Below are 17,545 nucleotides of genomic sequence, written 5' to 3'. Positions count from 1 at the left end.
GCCCCCGTTAGGGTCTGGCCCCGTGCGACTCGGACTGAATCTCGGCTACTGGGGCGCGGGGAACGACCCCGCGAACCTGGCCTTGGCGACCCGGGCGGAGGAGCTCGGCTTCGCCGTCGTGTGGGCCGCGGAGGCCTACGGCTCGGACGCCGTCACCGTGCTGACGTGGATCGCCGCGCACACGAAGCGGATCGACGTCGGCGCCGCCGTGCTGCAGATCCCGGCCCGGACGCCGGCGATGACCGCGATGACCGCCGCGACCCTGGACACGCTCTCGGGCGGCCGGTTCCGGCTCGGGCTGGGCGTCTCCGGGCCGCAGGTGTCGGAGGGCTGGCACGGCGTCCGCTTCGCCTCGCCGCTGGGCCGCACCCGCGAGTACGCCACGATCGTGCGGTCGGCCCTGCGGCGCGAACGGCTGAGGTTCGACGGCGAGCACTTCACGTTGCCGCTGCCGGACGGCCCGGGCAAGGCACTGCGGCTGACCGTCCGCCCGGCCCGCAAGCACATCCCGCTCTACCTGGCCGCGATCGGCCCGAAGAACCTGGAGCTGACCGGCGAGCTCGCCGACGGCTGGCTGCCGGTGTTCTTCTCGCCGGCGCACGCGGGGGAGCAGCTCGCGCAGCTGCGGACCGGCGCCGGGCGGGCCGGCCGCACGCTGGACGGCTTCGACGTCGCCCCGAGCGTGCCCCTGGTGCCCGGCGACGACTGGACGGCCTGCGCGGACGCCGTCCGCGGCTACGCGGCGCTCTACCTCGGCGGCATGGGCAGCCGGGAGAAGAACTTCTACAACCGGCTCGCCTGCCGGATGGGCTTCGAAGCCGAAGCCGCGGAAGTACAGGAGAAGTACCTGGCCGGCGACCGGGCGGGGGCGATGGCGGCGGTGCCGCCGGCGTTCCTCGACGCGACGTCGCTGCTGGGCCCGAAAGAACGGATCGCGGAGAAGATGACCGAATACGCCGAGGCCGGCGTGACGACCCTGTCGGTGTCGCCGTACACCGAGGACGCGGCGGGCGCGCTGCGCACCGCCGTCGAAGCCCTCGAGACGGCGGGGGTGGCCTGACGTGGGGTGGTTCGAAGCACTCGTGCTGGGCCTGGTCCAGGGCCTGACGGAGTTCCTGCCGGTCTCCTCGAGCGCGCATCTGCGGATCGTCGCGGCGCTCGTCGGCTGGGACGACCCGGGCGCGGCGTTCACCGCGGTGACCCAGATCGGCACCGAGCTCGCGGTGATCATCTACTTCGGCAAGAAGATCGGCCGGATCCTGCAGGCCTGGTTCTTCTCGCTGTACAAGAAGGACTGGCGCCAGGACCCGGACGCGCGGCTGGGCTGGCTGATCATCGTCGGCTCGCTGCCGATCGTGGTGCTCGGCCTGCTGCTGCAGGACCAGATCGACAGCGCGTTCCGCGACCTGCGGATCACCGCGACCGTGCTCATCGTGTTCGGCCTGATCCTGCTGTACGCCGACCGCGTCGGGAAGCAGGAGCGGACCCTGGACCACCTGACCGTGCCGCACGGGCTCGGGTTCGGCTTCGCCCAGGCGCTGGCGCTCATCCCGGGGGTGTCCCGCTCGGGCGGCACGACCAGCGCGGGCCTGCTGCTGGGCTACACGCGCGCCGAGGCGGCGGAGTACTCGTTCCTGCTGGCGCTGCCGGCCGTGTTCGGCTCGGGCGTGTACAAGCTCAAGGACATCGGCTCGGGCGGCGTGCCGGCCCAGTGGGGCCCGACGATCCTGGCCACCCTGGTCGCCTTCGGCGTCGGCTACGCCGTGATCGCCTGGCTGATGGCCTACATCAAGAAGCGCAGCTTCGTCCCGTTCGTGGTGTACCGGCTCGCGCTCGGCGTGCTGCTGTTCGTGCTGATCTTCACCGGCGTGCTGGACCCGAACGCGGGCCCCGTGAGCCACTGATCGCGTCCACGTAGGGTGGGCTTCGTGAGTACGGTCATTCTGCTCAGGCACGGCAAGTCGACGGCCAACGGCTCCGGTGTCCTGGCCGGGCGGTCCCCGAAGGTCAACCTCGACGACACGGGCCGCGCCCAGGCGGAGAAGCTGGTCGAGCGGCTGGACGGCGTGCCCCTTTCGGGGCTCGTCGTCTCACCCATGCTGCGGTGCAAGCAGACCGTCGGGCCGCTGGCCGCCGCGCGCGGTCTGGAGAAGCTCGTCGAGCCCGGGTTGTCCGAAGTGGACTACGGCGACTGGACCGGCAAGGAGCTCAAGCACCTCGCGAAGGAGCCGCTCTGGCGGGTCGTGCAGGCGCACGCCTCGGCGGCGGTGTTCCCGGGCGGCGAAGGGCTCGCCCAGATGCAGGCGCGCTCGGTGGCGGCCGTCCGCGCGCACGACCGGCGGATCGCCGCCGAGCACGGCGACCACGCCGTCTGGCTGCTGTGCAGCCACGGGGACGTGATCAAGTCCATCCTCGCCGACGCCCTCGGCCAGCACCTCGACGCCTTCCAGCGGATCGTCGTCGACCCGGCGTCGATCTCGGTGGTGCGCTACACCGAGACGCGGCCTTTCGTCATGCGCGTCAACGACCACGGCGGCGACCTGCGCGGGATCGTGCCGCCGGCGCCCAAGCCGAAGCGCGGCAAGAAGGCCGCGTCGAGCAGCGACGCCGTCGTGGGCGGTACCACCGGCCGGTGAGGTTGGCCACCTCCGGAAAGCGCTGACATCCGCCCCTGCGGAACCCGTAGGGTGGCGGGACCGAGAGTTGCACGAGTTGCACCCCGACCAGGAGCCTGCGCCGATGATTTCGCCGGACAACCCGTTCGCCGCACCCAGCGAACTGCCCTACGCCCTGCCGCCGTTCGACCGGATCGGCGACGAGCACTACCGGCCCGCGTTCGAGGCGGGCCTGGCCGAGCACTCGGCGGAGATCGAGCGGATCGCGGCGCAGGACGCCGAGCCGACCTTCGAGAACACCGTCGTCGCCCTCGAGCGTTCGGGTGAGCTGCTGGGCCGGGTCGCGAGCGTGTTCTACAACCTGTCCGGCTCCAACAGCACCGACGAGATCCAGGCCATCCAGGCGGAGTTCGCGCCGAAGCTGGCCGCGCACCACGACGCGATCCACCTGAACCCGAAGCTGTTCGCCCGGATCGACGCCCTCCACGCGAAGCGTGACGAGTTTGGCCTGGACGAGGAGTCGCGGCGCCTGCTGGAACGCCAGCACCTCGACTTCAGCCGCGCGGGTGCCGGGCTCGGCGAGGCCGAGCAGGCTCGCCTGCGGGAATTGAACGGTGAGCTGTCCACGCTGCAGACGAAGTTCCAGCAGAACCTGCTCAAGGACACCAACGAGCTCGCGGTCGTCATCGAAGACCGCGCGGAACTGGCGGGCTTCGGCGACGGCGCGATCGCCACGGCCGCCGAAGCGGCGTCGGCCCGCGGCGAGGACGGCAAGTACGTCATCCCGCTGACCCTGCCGACGAGCCAGGCGTCCCCGCTGGAGACCCTGCGCGACCGCGAAGTCCGCGCGCGGATCCACACGGCGTCGATGGCGCGGGGCAACCGCGGCAACGATTACGACAACAACGGCGTCGTCGCGGACATCGTGCGGCTGCGCGCCGAGCGGGCCGCGTTGCTCGGCTACCCGAACCACGCCGCGTACGTCATCGCGGACGAGACGGCGAAGACGGCCGAAGCCGCCGCCGGGCTCCTGGAACGCCTCGCCCCGGCGGCGGTGGCGAACGCCCGCACCGAGGCGGCGGAGCTCCAGCAACTGCTCGAAGCCGACGTTCCGGGCGCGACGCTGCGGCCGTCGGACTGGCCGTACTACGCCACGCAGGTCCGCCGGGAACGCTTCGACGTCGACACCGAGGCCCTGCGCCCGTACTTCGAGGCGGACCGCGTGTACGCCGACGGCGTCTTCTTCGCCGCCACCAAGCTGTACGGGCTCACCTTCACCGAGCGGACCGACCTCCCGAAGTACCACCCGGAGGTCCGGACCTTCGAGGTGTTCGACGCCGACGGCACGCCGCTCGGGCTGTACCTGCTCGACCTCTACGCCCGTGACGCCAAGCGCGGCGGCGCGTGGATGAACACCTTCGTCGACCAGTCGCAGCTGCTGGACCGCAAGACGGTCGTGGTCAACGTGCTCAACGTCGGCAAGCCGCCGGCCGGTGAGCCGACCCTGCTGACCTTCGACGAGGTCGTCACCGCGTTCCACGAGTTCGGGCACGCGTTGCACGCCCTGCTCTCGGCGGTCCGCTACCCGACGTTCTCGGGCACCAACGTGCCCCGCGACTTCGTCGAATACCCCTCGCAGGTCAACGAGATGTGGATGCTGTGGCCGGAGGTGCTGGCCAACTACGCCAAGCACCACGAGACGGGCGAGGCGCTGCCCCAGGAGCAGGTCGACAAGCTCCTCGCCAGCCAGCAGTACGGCGAAGGCTTCTCCACCACCGAGTACCTGGCCGCGTCACTGCTCGACCAGGCCTGGCACGGCCTCGGCGTCGACGACCGGGTGGGGGAGGTGCAGCGGTTCGAGACGGACGCCCTGGTGAAGGCCGGCGTGGCCGTCGAAGCCATCCCGCCGCGCTACCGCACCACGTACTTCGCCCACATCTTCAGCGGCGGCTACAGCGCCGGGTACTACTCCTACATCTGGAGCGAGGTGCTCGACGCCGACACCGTCCAGTGGTTCCGGGAGAGCGGGGGACTGACCCGCGAGAACGGCGACCACTTCCGCCGCACCCTGCTGGGCCGGGGAGGCAGCATCGACCCGATGGACGCCTTCCGCGCGTTCCGCGGCCGCGACCCGGAGATCGAGCCGTTGCTGGCCCGCCGAGGGCTCGACGGAGTCTGAGTCTTCAACTGTATAACGACCTATACTGTGGGCCCGGTGTTGAAAATACCGGGCCCACAGTCATGTTCGGGGAACAAAGACAAGCCAAGACACGGGAGGCCGCTCAGGCCGTGGCGCTCTGCTCGCCCGCGACGATGTGGTCGACGAAGCCGTAAGTCAGAGCTTCGTCGGCGTCGAACCAGCGGTCGCGGTCGGCGTCGGCGGTGATGCGCTCGACCGTCTGGCCGGTCTGGCGTGCGGTGATCTCGGCGATGCGGCGCTTCATCCGGCCGAAGACCTCGGCCTGGATGGCGATGTCGGTGGCGGCGCCGCTGATGCCGGCCGAGGGCTGGTGCATGACGATCCGCGTGTTGGGCAGCAGGTAGCGCTTTCCGGGGGTGCCGGAGGAGAGCAGGAACTGGCCCATGGAGGCGACGAAGCCGAGCCCGTACGTCGAGACGTCGGGTTTGACGAGCTGCATGGTGTCGTAGATGGCCATGCCGGCGGTGACGGAGCCGCCGGGTGAGTTGATGTAGAAGGTGATGTCCTTCGCCGGGTCGTCGGCGGCGAGCAGGAGGAGCTGGGCGATGATCCGGTTGGCCACCTCGTCGGTGACTTCGGAGCCGAGGAAGACGATGCGGTCGCGCAGGAGCTGCTGGTAGACCGAGTCGTCGGGGGACTGGTTCGGGGCCTGCATCGCGGGCACGGCGGAGAGTGTCATGGCCCGAAGGTAGGGCGGAAGATCGCGGGCCGGGGTGTGGTTTCGCTGTGAGCGTGCGGAGTTCGCTGGGAGCGGAGTCTTGTCACCGGGGCCGGCCCCGGCTAACGTACAACGACATGGTTGTACTTGAGGGAGAGACCGAGGAGTCGCTCAACCAGCTCTTCCGGGCGCTGGCCGACGGCACGCGCCGCGACATCCTGGCGCGCTCGATCACGGAGACGCCGTCGGTGTCCGAGCTCGCCGCGCACTACGAGATGAGCTTCGCGGCCGTGCAGAAGCACGTGGCCGTGCTCGAGCGGGCGGGTCTGGTGCGCAAGCGGGCGAACGGGCGGGAGCAGCGGGTCTCGGCGAGCCGGGAGCGGCTGCGGCGGGCCGGTGAGCTGCTCGACTCCTTCGAGGCGGTGTGGCGTCAGCGGGTGGCGCAGCTCGATGAGGTGCTGCTGGGGAAGGAAGACTGACTATGCCTGTCACGTCGGTGACGAAAGATCCCGAGGCGCTCACGTTGACGCTGGTGGCCGATTTCCCGGTCTCGCAGCGGCGGCTGTGGGAGGCCTGGGCCGATCCGCGGCAGCTGGAGCGGTTCTGGGGGCCGCCGGCCGCGCCCGCGACGTTCACCCACCACGACTTCCGGGTCGGGGGCCGCGCGGAGTACTTCCTGACCGGGGCGGACGGGGAGAAGTGGAGTGGTGCGTGGAGGTTCACGGCGGTGAACCCGATCGACTCGTTCGCGGCGGACGACGGTGAGGACAACGCCGAGGACGAGGACATGCCGGCGTCGATGACGTTCGCGTTCGAGACGACGCCGTCGGGGTCGCGCATGACGTGCGTCACCCGGTTTTCCGGGTTGGCGGCGATGGAACGGACGACCCCGGGCATGGAAGCCGGCCTGCGCGCCGCGATGCCCCAGCTCGACGAGGTGCTGGCCGGATGAGGACGCTGAAGATCATCGAGCACGTGTCGCTGGACGGCGTGATCCAGAACTCGGCCGACGGGGACGGCTTCCCGTACCCCGATTGGACCGGGCCGTACCGGACTCCGGCCGGTGCGGGGGCGATGTTGTCCGCTCATGGCGATCGGTTCGACCTGCTCCTCGGCCGGCGCACCTACGACATCTTCTCGGGCTTCTGGCCGACGGTGACGGGCCTGCCGATGGCGGATCGCCTGAACGCGGCGACGAAGTACGTCGTCACGCACCGTCCGGACGATCTCGGCTGGGGGCCGGCCGAGGGGGTCGGGCCGGATCCCGTGGCGGGCGTGCAGCGGCTCAAGGCGCAGGACGGTCCGGGGCTGGTGCTGACGGGCAGTTCCACGCTGACGTCGGTGCTGCTGGAGCACGGGCTCGCGGACGAGGTGGTGCTGGTCGTCTACCCGGTGCTGGTGGGTACGGGCAAGCGGCTGTTCGCGGAGGGCTCTCCGGGGCAGACGTTCGACTTCGCCGGGACGACGCCGACGCCGTCGGGCGTCCTGCTCAGCACGTACGAGGTCGCCGGGCCGTTGAAGACCGGTTGACAGCAAGAAGGGGCCACCGTCCTGCGTGGACGGTGGCCCCTTTCGCGTGGGTCAGGCTCAGATGAGGCCGAGCTTCTGCACGGTGTCGCGCTCCTCGACGAGCTCCGCGACGGAGGCGTCGATGCGGGTGCGGGAGAAGTCGTCGATCTCCAGGCCCTGGACGATCTCGTACTTGCCGTCCTTGGCGGTGACGGGGAAGGACGAGATGAGGCCCTCGGGGACGCCGTAGGAGCCGTCGGAGACGACCGCGGCGGAGGTCCAGTCGCCGGCCGGGGTGCCGTTGACCCAGGTGTAGACGTGGTCGATGGCGGCGGAGGCGGCCGAAGCGGCGGAGGAGAGGCCGCGGGCCTCGATGATCGCGGCGCCGCGCTTGGCGACGGTCGGGATGAAGTCGCTCTCGAGCCAGGCCTGGTCGACGTCGACGGCCTTGCCGGCGACCTCGGCGTGCTGGACCGAGGGGTACTGGGTGGCCGAGTGGTTGCCCCAGATGGCGAGCTTCTTGATCTCGGTGACGGGTACGCCGAGCTTCTTGGACAGCTGGGCGAGGGCGCGGTTGTGGTCGAGGCGGGTCATCGCGGTGAAGCGGTCGGCGGGCACGTCGGGGGCGTGCGAGCGGGCAATGAGGGCGTTGGTGTTGGCCGGGTTGCCGACCACGAGGACCTTGACGTCGTCGGCGGCGCCGGCGTTGATGGCTTCGCCCTGGGGCTTGAAGATGCCGCCGTTGGCCTCGAGGAGGTCGCCGCGCTCCATGCCCTTGCTGCGGGGGCGGGCGCCGACCAGGAGGGCGATGTTGGTGCCGCTGAAGGCCTGCTTCGGGTCGTCGAAGATGTCGATGCCGGCCAGGAGCGGGAACGCGCCGTCGTCGAGCTCCATGGCGGTGCCCTCGGCCGCCTTGACCGCCTGCGGGATCTCGAGGAGCCGCAGCTTCACCGGGACGTCGCTGCCGAGCAGCTGACCGGACGCGATGCGGAAGAGCAGCGCGTAGCCGATCTGGCCGGCGGCGCCGGTGACGGTCACGTTGACAGGGGCTTGGGTCATTGCGGTTCTCCAGCTTGAGACGACTTTGGCTAGTGCCTTGGAGCCTATCCCTCCTCGTGGTCGCCGTTCGGGTGCGTCCAGTCACTCTCGCTGGATCGATTACGGGGTGTACAGGTCGGTGCCGGTGATCAGGACGTGGTCGCCGGTGGGGCTGGCGCCGCCGAGCTGGGCGGCACCGCCGGCGATGAGGACCCGGCCGTCGGCGAGCTTGACGGCGCCGAACTTGGCGCGGGGTGCGGAGAGGCCGGTCCTCGGGCCCCACCGGCCGGTGGCGGGGTCGTAGGTTTCGGAGTGCTGGTACCCGGTGTCGTAGCCGCCGTATTCGAGGCCGCCGATGGCGATGACCTGGCCGGAGTCGAGCTTGATCAGGCGGTGTTCGTCGCGGCCGATGCCCATCGGGGCGACCGGCGCCCAGCGTCGGGTGACGGGGTCGTACCGTTCGGCGTCGGCGAGGCTGAAGGGTGAGTAGCTCCACTGGAGCGGGCCGCCCTGGTGGCCGCCGGTGAGCAGGATCGAGCCGTCGTCGAGGGCGACCGCCTGGGCGAAGACCCGCGGCAGGCCGGTCTCGCCGGGTACCGGGGTGCCGATCGGGTCGGCGGGTGTCCAGGTGCCCGTGGCGGGGTCGTAGGTTTCGCAGAAGGTGAGGCCGGTGAGGTCGGCGCCGGTTTCGACGACGCCGGAGACGGCCATGACGTGGCCGCCGGGCAGCGGGACGGCGGGGAAGGACGCCCGTGCGTGGAGCATCGGGGCGGTGGTGGTCCAGGTGCCGGTGGCGGGGTCGTAGAGCTCGGCGGTGTTCGTGATCACCTGGGTGGGCAGGGGTGGCTGGTCGGTCGCGCCGCCGGCGACGAGGACCCGGCCGTCGGGCAGGAGGGTGGCGGAGTGGCCGTGGCGGCTCTGGCCGAGCGAGCCGGTGGGCGTCCAGCTGCCGGTGGCCGGGTCGTAGAGCTCGGCCGTGGCCAGGGCCCACGGGGTGATCGACGGGTGGCCGTGGCCGCCGCCGACGGCGAGGACGCGGCCGTCCTGGAGTGTGGTCAGGGTGTGGGCGCGGCGGCTGGTGGCGAGTGCGCCGGTGACGGTCCACTGGCCGGTGGCGGGGTCGTGGAGGGCGGTGTCGGCGTAGGTCTTGGCGCCGCGGGCGTCGCCTCCGCCCGCGGCGAGGACGCGGCCGTCGTGGAGGAGGACCGGTCCTTCGTAGGGGTGGTCCCACGCGCGGGGCCAGGGGAGGTCGCCGGTGGGTGCCCAGGTGGCGGTCTGTGCGGTCATGTGCCGACCATCGGGGGCGGTGGTGATGATCGTCAAGCGGTTGCCCGAAGGCCGGTCTTCCGGTGCGCCACAGGGGGTTCTATCGGGTGCCCGGGTCGTCGGTGACGTTGCCCGCGAGGCGGTGCAGGAGGTCGGCCAGCTGGGCGACCTCGGCGTCGGTGAGGCCTTTTCGCATGCGCTCGTCGTGGGCGATGGCGGCGGAGGCGAGGCGGAGGAAGAGCTGTTCGCCGTCGGGGGTGAGGGTGACGAGGTGGACGCGGCGGTTGTCCGGGTCGCGGCGGCGGGTGACGAGGCCGGCGGCTTCCATGCCGTTGAGGTGGTGGGTGAGGGTCGCGCCCTGGATGCCGACGGCGTCGGCGAGTTCGCGCTGGTTGGCGACGGGTTTGGTCTTGAGCGAGATGAGGATCTGCCAGACGGGCTGGGAGCCGCCCGCGGCGGCGAGCGCGTGGTCGAAGGCGCGGCCGGCGGTCTTGGCGGTGCGGGCGAGGACGACCCCGATGGGTGTGGTTGCTGGTGCGGGCACGGGGTCACCGTACCGCAGAAGCAGAGGGATCTAAGCGTTTGACATCTAATGATTAGATATCTAACGTTACGTGCATCGAACGGAAGGGGAACCCGATGAGCACCGAAGAGCAGGTCCGCGAGTTCGGCCGGGTCTGGGCCGCGGCCGAGGAACGCGGCGACACCGACACCCTGGCCGGCCTGACGGTCGACGGCTTCCGCCTGGTCGGCCCCCTGGGCTTCGTCCTGGACCGCGACCAGTGGCTGGCGCGCTACGGCAGCGGCGCCCTGGTCACCGAGAAGCTGGACTGGACCGAGGTCGAGGTCCGCGACTTCGGCGCGACCGCCATCGCGATCGGCATCCACGCACAGGCCGCCCGGCACCAGGGCACCCCGGCGAACGGCCGGTTCCGCGCCACGCACGTCCTGGTCCGCGACGACGACCGCTGGCGCCTGGCCGGCATCCACCTGAGCCCGATCGGCGGTCCACCGCCGTTCGCCTCCGAGGCGACCGGGCGATGAGCGTGGAACTGAACCACCCCGATCGTGTGCGTCACCGACCGGGATCCTGGGCCCGTGCGCCGAACCCGCCGACGGGCCGGCGAACGGCGTGACGCTGGACTTCGCGGCGTGGGGATCGGCCACGCGGTCGTCATCACCGCGTGGCCGTGGTCAGGCGCGGCACGGTCCTAACCGGAGCCGCCGGGGGCGCGGGGTGAAACGATCAAGCCCGGACGTCGCGCGGTGATCGTCGGCGCCGGGCGGCGGACCGGGGGCGCGAAATCGTTTTCCTGCACCATTTCTTCGTGATCGTCGCGAATGAATACGCGGAATTATCCGTATACCGCGTGGTGGGACGGCTACTGCGTGTTGCTCCGTTCAGCGGGGTTTCGGACCATGATCCTTTCGCTACCATGGTCGGCGCCCCCGTACCCAATTCGAATGTATTGGGAAGGATTCCAATGCTTTCTGCGGTCGTTGCTGCCGTGATGGCGCTGTCCTCTGTGGTCACCCCGCATTCGTGGAACACTCCGCCGCCACCCGACAAAATCGTCATCGACGTCGTCAACGCCAACGGAACGGGGTGCCCGCCGGGTACGGCCGCGGTGGCGGTTTCCCAGGACAACACCGCGTTCACCGTGACCTACAGCACCTACACGGCGCTGGTCGGCGTGGGCGCCGGCCCGCTGGACGGCCGCAAGAACTGCCAAATCGGCCTGCGCGTGCACGTACCACAGGGCTTCACCTACGGGATCGCGCAGGCCGACTACCGCGGTTTCGCGCACCTGGAACGCGGCGCGACCGGACTGGAAAGAGCGAACTACTATTTCCAGGGAAATTCTCCGACTGCTTACGTGCAGCATCCGCTCGCCGGGCCGTTCGAAGACGACTGGCATTTCACGGATTCGACCGACGTCGGTGCGATCGTGTTCAAGCCGTGTGGCGAGGAACGCAATCTGAACATCAACACGGAATTGCGGGCCGCGGCCGGCACGTCGGATCCGAAGAAGACGACGAGCTTCGTCACGATGGACTCGACAGACGGCAGCATCACCACGGTGTACCACTTCGCGTGGTTGTCCTGTCCGTGAGCTGAGCACCGGGAAAACGGGGCGGCGCGGCCCGGGCGCGCGCCGCCCCGGCCGCTCATTTCTTCGCCGGGCTCCGCGGGTCGGTGGCCTGGACGTCGAAGACGCGGCCGAGGGAGACGAGGGCCTCGTCCAGGTGGCTGAGGCTGGAGAGGACGGCACGGGTCTCGGCCTGCTCGACGCGGTCGGCGACCGGGGTGCCGTCGTCGCGCACGAGCGTGCCGGGTGTGGGGCCACCCGGCGCGTCGAGCGCTTTGCGGAGGACGTCGATGTTGGCCAGCAGCCGGCCGGTGAACAGGCGGAGCCGGTCGGCGTCGGGGCCGGCGAGCATCCCGGGCTGGGCGCGGGCGGCGACGTGGCGGGCCCGGAACGCGATGGTTTCGAGCGTGGTGAGCACGTGCCAGCCGTAGTCGCGGCGGGCCGTGCGGAGGTTGACCGGGTGCGTCAACGGCTCGATGGTGGTCCGGACCTGTTCGACGGCGCGGTCGAGGTCGCGGGAGAGCTCGATGATGTTGACGTTCTCCTCGCCGGCGAGCAGGCCGCCCGCGTGCTCGAGGAACTCCTCCAGCTCGTCGAGCACGGCGGAGATGTCGTCCAGCATGACCGAGCGGGTGCGCACCGGGACGATGACGACCGCGGCGAGGATGCCGGCGGCGGCACCGACCGCGGTCTCGGCGACGCGGATCCAGAGCACCTCGACGCTGAAGGTGCCGAGCATGCTGTAGAGCAGGCCCAGCATGCTGGTGATGAAGAAGGCCATCGTCACCTGGGAGACGCGGGCGGTGTAGACCATGCCGAACACGCACACCAGGATCAGCGCGAGCGTGGCCGGCGTGTTGCCGGCGACCAGCGAGGCGAGCAGGACGCCGCTGACGATGCCGATGAGGGTGCCGCCGAGGCGCCGGACGCCCTTGACGAACGTGGCGCCGGCGCTGGAGGCGCCGATGAACACGACGAACACCGTGAGCACGGCCCAGTACCAGCGCTGGTGGGAGACCAGTTCGCCGCCGAGCACGGCGAGGCCGCCGCCGACGACGGCCTGGATGGCGCTGCGGGTCCGGTTGTCGTAGGCGAACGCCGGGATCGGCTCGTCGTCGTCTTCGTCATCGTCGTCGAGCGGATCCACTGTGGACTCGGGGGTGGCGGCGCGCTGAGCGCGGTCGTCGGCCAGCGCGAGCTCGGCGAGGGCCTTGCGGACGCCGTCGCCGGGGGCGGCGTGGGAGTCGATCCGGCTGCCCTCCACGAGCAGCCGGCTGTATTCGCCGGTCTGGCTGATCAGCGGCAGCTCGCGCGGGTCGCGTTCCATCAGGGCGCGGAAGCGGGCGAGCCGGGCGATGAGGTCGTCGCGGACCTCGGTCGTCAGCTGGTCGGAACAGGTGCGCTGCACGGTGATCGCGAGCCACTGGACGGCCAGCTCGACCTCGATGGCGCGGCGGCGCAGGCGATCGGCGGCGCGGGCGTCGACGACGTCGGGGGCGGCGTCCTCGATGAGCAGGACGCATTCGTGCAGCCGGGCCAGCGCGCTGCGCAGCTGCTTGCGGGTGCGCTCGCTGCCGCCCACGGCCAGGTACGCCTCGGTGGCGCGGACGACGGCGCCGAGGCGGGCGCGGAAGGCGCGGCGGACCCGGAGGAACTCGGCTTCGGGCTTGTGGCGCAGCAGGACGAACCGGACGACGGCGTTGGCGAGGACGCCGACGCCGAGCGCCATCAGCAGCTGCGGCACCTGCGCCAAGTGGGCCTGCAGGAACATCGGGAAGAAGAACAGGAAGAAGCCGATCGAGCCGAGCGCGGTGCCGCGGGGGCCGAAGCGCTGGGCGTAGACTGCGACGAAGATGAGCAGCACGAACACGACGCTGTCCAGCGGCGGCAGGGCCGAGCCGAGGCTGGCGACGGTGATCGACGCGCCCCCGGTGAGGAACGCCAGCACGAGGGTCACGGCCTGACCGCCGGGCGTCGGGTCGTTGACCGTGAAGGCCGTCATCATCGCGGCGATGGCGCCGACGAGCATCACGGTCAGCGGCAGGTGCGCCGGCAGCAGCGCGGCCACGGCGAGGACGATGCCGAGCACGGCCGATCCGGCCAGGCGCAGCCGGACCAGCCCGGGGTCGGCCGCCGCCAGCCGGTCGAGGGCGGCGGTGCGGAACTGGTTCATCGGGCGAGCAGCTCCCACTGGGCGAGGGTGGTGCGGCGACCGCGGGTGGCGGTGATCCGCAGCCGGTAGTGCGGGTGCGCCGCCGGCGTCGCGAGCACGAAGGGGCGGGTCTGGCGGCGCCAGCGGAACAGGACGTCCCGCCGTTCGTCCAGTGTGGTCCACGTCGTGCCGTCGCCGGACCCTTCGAGGACCCACGCGCTCGGGTCGCCGCGGCGGGCGCCGGAGGTGAGCGTGTACATGGTGACTTCGCGGGGTTCGCCGGTGACGGCGAACCCGATCGCCGGGGTGGCGTCGCGGAAGGTGACCTGGGTGCGGGTGGTGTCGTCGAAGAGCGCGGCCACCGCGGTGCCGTCGGACGCGGTCGCGGTGCCGGTCAGGTCGGAGACCGGGGCCGGGCGCTCGGCCGGCGGTGGCGGGGCGCCCCACCCGGTCGGTTCGGTGGTGAGGTCGAAGACCAGCTCGGCGCCGCCGGCGAGCGTGGCGTGGGCGATGGACGTCGCGTCGTGCGGTTCGCCGTCGACGGTGAGCCCGCGGACGTAGACGGTCTCCTCGGTGTTGCCGGGCGCGCGGATGACGAGCTTCTTGCCGTCGCCGAGGTCGACCGTCGCCTTCTCGAACAGCGGTGAGCCGATCGCGTAGCGCGGGCTGCCCATCTGCAGCGGGTAGAAGCCCAGGGCGCCGAACACCCACCAGGCGGACATCTCGCCGTTGTCCTCGTCGCCGGGGTAGCCCTGGCCGAGCTCGCTGCCGAGGTAGAGCCGCCGCAGCACTTCCCGCACGACGCGCTGGGCCTTCGCGGGCGCGCCGGCGAGGTTGTAGATGTACGGGATGTGATGCGAGGGCTGGTTCGAGTGGCCGTACTGGCCCATGCGGACGTCGCGGGCCTCGGTCATCTCGTGGATCAGGCCGCCGTACGCGCCCGGCCGGCGGCCGGTCTCCGGGGTGGCGAAGAATTCGTCGAGCTTCGCTTCGAGGCCTTCGTTGCCGCCGTGCAGCGCGGCGAGGCCGGGGCCGTCGTGGGGTGCGGTGAAGGCGGTGTTCCACGCGTTCGTCTCGACGAAGTCGCCGCCCCACGCGGCCGGGTCGTAGCCGGCGGGCCCGAACTTGCGGCTGCCGTCGCGGTTGCGGCCCTGGAAGAACCCGATCTCCGGGTCGAAGTGGTGGACGTAGTGCTTCGCGCGCTCGCGGAAGTAGGCGGCGTAGTCGGCGTACATCCGGGCCCGCTCACCGTCGCTTTCCCGGGACAGGGCGTCGGCCAGGTTGGCCAGGCCGAAGTCGTTGATGCAGCCTTCCAGGGCCCAGGACAGTCCTTCGTGAACGGACGTCGGGGTGTAGCCGAGGAAGATCGACTGGTCCAGGCCCTTGCGGCCGACCGCGCGGTGCGGCGGGGTGACGGTCGCGTTCTTCAGCGCGGCGTCGAAGGCGGCCTCGACGTCGAAGGTGCGGACGCCCTTGAGGTAGGCGTCGGCGAACGCGACGTCCGAACTCGTGCCCGTCATCAGGTCCGCGTAACCCGGCGACGACCACCGCGAGATCCAGCCGCCTTCGCGGTACTGCTGGACGAACCCGTCGACCATCCGCCCGCAGTGCGCGGGCGTCAGCAGGGCGTACGCGGGCCAGGTGGTGCGGTAGGTGTCCCAGAAGCCGTTGTTGACGTACATCTCGCCGTCGACGACCTTCGCGCCGGTGCGCCGCCGGGTGCTCGGCCACCGCCGGGGCCGGACCGGGCTCGCGTGCCGGATGCCCTCGGGCGTGTTCTCGTGCGCGACGTTCGGGTACAGGAACAGCCGGTAGAGGTTGGAGTACAACGTCGTCAGCTGGTCTTCGGTGGCGCCCTCGACCTCGACGCGGCCGAGCTGCTCCTGCCACAGCTCCCGAGCCCGGGCCCGGACCTGCTCGACCGTCGTCCCCGCGGGGATCTCCAGCTCGAGGTTCCGCTTGGCCTGCGCCAGGCTGATCAGCGACGTCGCGATCCGCAGCGTCGCGTCGGGGCCGTCGAACTCGAAGTAGCCCGTGACGCGCCGCCACGGCGGCCAGTGGACCTTGGCCCCCCGCGTCGCCGGAGCATCGGTGACGCCGTAGACGAACATCCGGCGGGCGCCGGCGGAGAGGCGGCTGCGGACCGTCGTGTACCCCGAGATCACCCCGGTGTCGGCGTCGAGCCGCAGGCGGCCGCGGTTGCGGACGTTGTCGAACAGCAGCCAGCCGTGCTTGTCCGGGAAGGTGAACCGCATGATCGCCGCGTGGGACGTCGGCGCGAGGTCGGCGGTCATGCCGTTGGCGAACCGGACGCCGTAGTGGTGCGGCGAGTCGGTCTCGTCGTCGTGGGAGAACGCCAGGGCGCGCTTGCGGCGGTCGCGTTCGACCGGGCCGGTGCCGGGCATGACGTGGAAGGTGTGCCGGTCGCCCATCCACGGGCTCGGCTGGTGGCTCAGCGCCAGTGCCTGCAGCGCCGGGCGGTTCCGCTCGTCGTTGTGGCGGTGGTAGGAGTAGATCCAGTTGGTGACGCCGGCGTCGGTGACCGGGGTCCAGAAGTTGAACCCGTGCGGCACCGCCGTGGCCGGGAAGTTGTTGCCGCGGGAGAACTCGCCGCTGGAGTGCGTGCCGCGGGTCGTCCGGACCCAGTCGACCGGGTCCCGGCGCTCCCGGGGGCGTTCGGTCACGCGGACGTCGTCGATCCAGCCGGTGATCTCGCCGTCGGGGGACGCCGTGCGCAGCACGATCCGGCTGATCCGGCGCCCGGCGAACGCCCCGAGCGGGCGGCGGACCGGGTTCCACTGGTCCACCCAGAGCGTCTTGTCGTCCACGGGGTCGAACCCGGCCGTCGTGCCGTCGGCGAACTCGACGTCGAGGCTGACCCAGGTGGCGTGGTAGGCGGGGATCTCGCCGTCGGACTTCGGGAAGACCACATAGGACAGCTCGGTGCTCCCGCTGACCGGGACGTCGAGTTCGAACAGGACGCTGCGCGGGCGCGCCGTGTAGCGCAGGGCCTTGGCCCCGGTGAAGCCGACGCCGGTCTTCGCCGTGGGGGACCGGTCCGGGCCGCTGTCGACCCGCAGGGCGGGGTCCACCGGCTGCGGGTCACCGGTTTCGAACGAAGAGGAGAACACGGCGTCGGACATGCGCCCACCGTATCGGCCGAACGGCGTAGCGTGTGCTCGACGCGGGGGAGGGGAGGTCTCGGGTGAGCACGCACACCGTCCGGCACGAGGGTGCCGAACTGCGCTTCGAACAGCGTGGCGAGGGCCCGTTGCTGCTGCTGATCGCCGGCCGTGGCGGCGACGGCGCCCAGTACGCCCGGCTCGCGGAGCGGCTGTCCGGCCACCACACTGTGCTCACCTACGACCGGCGGGGCCCCGACCCCGACTTCGACCTCGCACAGCAGGCCCGCGACGCCGCCGCCGTGATCGCGGCCGCCCGCCCGGCCGCACCCCGGGCCGCGGTCTTCGGCCAGGGCGGCGGCGGTTCGGTCGCGTTCGAACTGGCCGCGCAGTTGCCCGACACCGTCACCGAGCTGGTCGTCCACGAAGCCCCGGCGATCACGCTGCTGCCGGACGCCCCGAAGTGGCTGGCGCTCGCCCGCGAGGTCCGCGCCACCCACGAACGCGACGGCCTCGACGCGGCCCTCGCCCTCGCCGGCCTCGCCCCGGCGGACTTCCCGGACCCGGCGGCCGCTGAGCTCTTCCTCGCCCGCGAGTTCCCGGCGGTCGTCCTGCACACCCCGGACCTCGACGCGGTCCGCCGGACCGGGATCCCGGTCGTCACGGCCGCCGGCGAGGTCAGCCGCGACACCTGCCTCGAACGGTCGGCGCGCGTCCAGGCCGAGCACCTGGCCTGCCGCTACACCCGCTTCCCGGGCGGCCACCGCGGCTTCGAGTCCGACGTGGACGCCTTCGCCCCGGCCCTGTCCACGACGCTGGCGGCGTTGCGGCGCCGGTGATCAGGGTTGTAACAGGGAAGGCCTCCTCACCGGCTGCAAGAGCCGGCGAGGAGGCC

The 17,545-nt window shown here is 71.4% G+C and carries 16 protein-coding genes; 10 read left to right on the top strand and 6 right to left on the bottom strand.

The window, feature by feature from the left end; translation table 11 throughout:
• Window positions 1-22: 22 nt before the first annotated feature.
• The 4 genes from ACWEN0_RS13920 (at window position 23) to ACWEN0_RS13905 (ending at window position 4,794) form a co-directional block, all read left to right on the top strand.
• Window positions 23-1,060: an LLM class F420-dependent oxidoreductase gene (locus ACWEN0_RS13920; RefSeq protein ID WP_451972883.1), complete on the top strand. Its 1,038-nt coding sequence runs from the start codon at window positions 23-25 to the stop codon at window positions 1,058-1,060.
• Between the two features lies 1 nt (window position 1,061).
• Window positions 1,062-1,904 carry an undecaprenyl-diphosphate phosphatase gene (locus ACWEN0_RS13915; RefSeq protein WP_451972881.1) on the top strand — a complete coding sequence of 281 codons (843 nt, stop codon included), beginning with the start codon at window positions 1,062-1,064 and terminating at the stop codon, window positions 1,902-1,904.
• 24 nt (window positions 1,905-1,928) lie between these two features.
• On the top strand, window positions 1,929-2,636 hold the full coding sequence (locus ACWEN0_RS13910) for a histidine phosphatase family protein (protein ID WP_451972879.1): 708 nt from the start codon (window positions 1,929-1,931) through the stop codon (window positions 2,634-2,636).
• Window positions 2,637-2,739: 103 nt separating this feature from the next.
• Window positions 2,740-4,794: a M3 family metallopeptidase gene (locus ACWEN0_RS13905; RefSeq protein WP_451972878.1), complete on the top strand. Its 2,055-nt coding sequence runs from the start codon at window positions 2,740-2,742 to the stop codon at window positions 4,792-4,794.
• 103 nt (window positions 4,795-4,897) lie between these two features.
• Here ACWEN0_RS13905 and ACWEN0_RS13900 read toward each other — a convergent pair whose 3' ends face one another.
• Window positions 4,898-5,494, bottom strand: coding sequence for a ClpP family protease (locus ACWEN0_RS13900; RefSeq protein WP_451972876.1), 597 nt, complete (start codon window positions 5,492-5,494; stop codon window positions 4,898-4,900).
• Between the two features lie 116 nt (window positions 5,495-5,610).
• Between ACWEN0_RS13900 and ACWEN0_RS13895 the strand changes: the two genes are divergently transcribed.
• From ACWEN0_RS13895 to ACWEN0_RS13885, 3 genes are read left to right on the top strand one after another with little or no spacing between them, the layout of a single operon-like run.
• Complete coding sequence (locus ACWEN0_RS13895; RefSeq protein ID WP_451972874.1) at window positions 5,611-5,952, top strand: ArsR/SmtB family transcription factor; 342 nt, start codon at window positions 5,611-5,613, stop codon at window positions 5,950-5,952.
• A 2-nt stretch (window positions 5,953-5,954) separates the two neighbouring features.
• Entirely contained in the window at window positions 5,955-6,425 is a 471-nt protein-coding gene (locus tag ACWEN0_RS13890) for an SRPBCC family protein (protein ID WP_451972872.1), read from the top strand.
• Complete coding sequence (locus ACWEN0_RS13885; RefSeq protein WP_451972870.1) at window positions 6,422-7,003, top strand: dihydrofolate reductase family protein; 582 nt, start codon at window positions 6,422-6,424, stop codon at window positions 7,001-7,003. The genes ACWEN0_RS13890 and ACWEN0_RS13885 overlap by 4 nt, the downstream gene beginning before the upstream one ends.
• A gap of 57 nt (window positions 7,004-7,060) precedes the next feature.
• Here the strand turns inward: ACWEN0_RS13885 and ACWEN0_RS13880 are convergent, their stop codons facing one another.
• From ACWEN0_RS13880 to ACWEN0_RS13870, 3 genes are all read right to left on the bottom strand, one after another.
• Entirely contained in the window at window positions 7,061-8,041 is a 981-nt protein-coding gene (locus ACWEN0_RS13880) for a malate dehydrogenase (RefSeq protein WP_451972868.1), read from the bottom strand.
• A gap of 99 nt (window positions 8,042-8,140) precedes the next feature.
• Window positions 8,141-9,307, bottom strand: a complete 1,167-nt coding sequence (locus ACWEN0_RS13875) for a Kelch repeat-containing protein (protein ID WP_451972866.1) — start codon at window positions 9,305-9,307, stop codon at window positions 8,141-8,143.
• A gap of 79 nt (window positions 9,308-9,386) precedes the next feature.
• Window positions 9,387-9,830, bottom strand: a complete 444-nt coding sequence (locus ACWEN0_RS13870; RefSeq protein ID WP_451972864.1) for a MarR family winged helix-turn-helix transcriptional regulator — start codon at window positions 9,828-9,830, stop codon at window positions 9,387-9,389.
• A gap of 95 nt (window positions 9,831-9,925) precedes the next feature.
• On the opposite strand from ACWEN0_RS13870, the gene ACWEN0_RS13865 reads away from it, so the two are divergent.
• Window positions 9,926-10,330: a nuclear transport factor 2 family protein gene (locus ACWEN0_RS13865; RefSeq protein ID WP_451972862.1), complete on the top strand. Its 405-nt coding sequence runs from the start codon at window positions 9,926-9,928 to the stop codon at window positions 10,328-10,330.
• 440 nt (window positions 10,331-10,770) lie between these two features.
• A complete protein-coding gene (locus ACWEN0_RS13860; RefSeq protein ID WP_451973315.1) occupies window positions 10,771-11,400 on the top strand; it encodes a DUF4360 domain-containing protein in 630 nt (209 codons plus the stop codon).
• A 55-nt stretch (window positions 11,401-11,455) separates the two neighbouring features.
• Here ACWEN0_RS13860 and ACWEN0_RS13855 read toward each other — a convergent pair whose 3' ends face one another.
• Window positions 11,456-13,549 (bottom strand): FUSC family protein, encoded by a 2,094-nt coding sequence (locus tag ACWEN0_RS13855; RefSeq protein ID WP_451972860.1) that lies wholly within the window; start codon window positions 13,547-13,549, stop codon window positions 11,456-11,458.
• The gene (locus ACWEN0_RS13850; protein ID WP_451972858.1) at window positions 13,546-16,671 is read right to left on the bottom strand and encodes a GH92 family glycosyl hydrolase; all 3,126 of its coding nucleotides are present in this window, start codon (window positions 16,669-16,671) and stop codon (window positions 13,546-13,548) included. Before ACWEN0_RS13850 ends, ACWEN0_RS13855 begins: the two co-directional genes overlap by 4 nt.
• Before the next feature lie 62 nt (window positions 16,672-16,733).
• Here ACWEN0_RS13850 and ACWEN0_RS13845 point away from each other — a divergent pair, with 62 nt between their 5' ends.
• On the top strand, window positions 16,734-17,489 hold the full coding sequence (locus ACWEN0_RS13845; RefSeq protein ID WP_451972856.1) for an alpha/beta fold hydrolase: 756 nt from the start codon (window positions 16,734-16,736) through the stop codon (window positions 17,487-17,489).
• The last annotated feature ends 56 nt before the right edge of the window (window positions 17,490-17,545 follow it).

The organism is Amycolatopsis sp. NPDC004378, assembly GCF_053602455.1.
Note: the sequence above shows the minus strand (reverse complement) of the source record. Positions and strands in the feature narration are given on the sequence as shown.

Coding starts and splice junctions, on each gene's coding strand:
- ACWEN0_RS13905 (WP_451972878.1), top strand. CDS start 2,740: ATGATTTCGCCGGACAACCCGTTCGCCGCACCCAGCGAACTGCCCTAC.
- ACWEN0_RS13865 (WP_451972862.1), top strand. CDS start 9,926: ATGAGCACCGAAGAGCAGGTCCGCGAGTTCGGCCGGGTCTGGGCCGCG.
- ACWEN0_RS13855 (WP_451972860.1), bottom strand. CDS start 13,549: ATGAACCAGTTCCGCACCGCCGCCCTCGACCGGCTGGCGGCGGCCGAC.
- ACWEN0_RS13900 (WP_451972876.1), bottom strand. CDS start 5,494: ATGACACTCTCCGCCGTGCCCGCGATGCAGGCCCCGAACCAGTCCCCC.
- ACWEN0_RS13860 (WP_451973315.1), top strand. CDS start 10,771: ATGCTTTCTGCGGTCGTTGCTGCCGTGATGGCGCTGTCCTCTGTGGTC.
- ACWEN0_RS13880 (WP_451972868.1), bottom strand. CDS start 8,041: ATGACCCAAGCCCCTGTCAACGTGACCGTCACCGGCGCCGCCGGCCAG.
- ACWEN0_RS13890 (WP_451972872.1), top strand. CDS start 5,955: ATGCCTGTCACGTCGGTGACGAAAGATCCCGAGGCGCTCACGTTGACG.
- ACWEN0_RS13885 (WP_451972870.1), top strand. CDS start 6,422: ATGAGGACGCTGAAGATCATCGAGCACGTGTCGCTGGACGGCGTGATC.
- ACWEN0_RS13895 (WP_451972874.1), top strand. CDS start 5,611: ATGGTTGTACTTGAGGGAGAGACCGAGGAGTCGCTCAACCAGCTCTTC.
- ACWEN0_RS13875 (WP_451972866.1), bottom strand. CDS start 9,307: ATGACCGCACAGACCGCCACCTGGGCACCCACCGGCGACCTCCCCTGG.
- ACWEN0_RS13850 (WP_451972858.1), bottom strand. CDS start 16,671: ATGTCCGACGCCGTGTTCTCCTCTTCGTTCGAAACCGGTGACCCGCAG.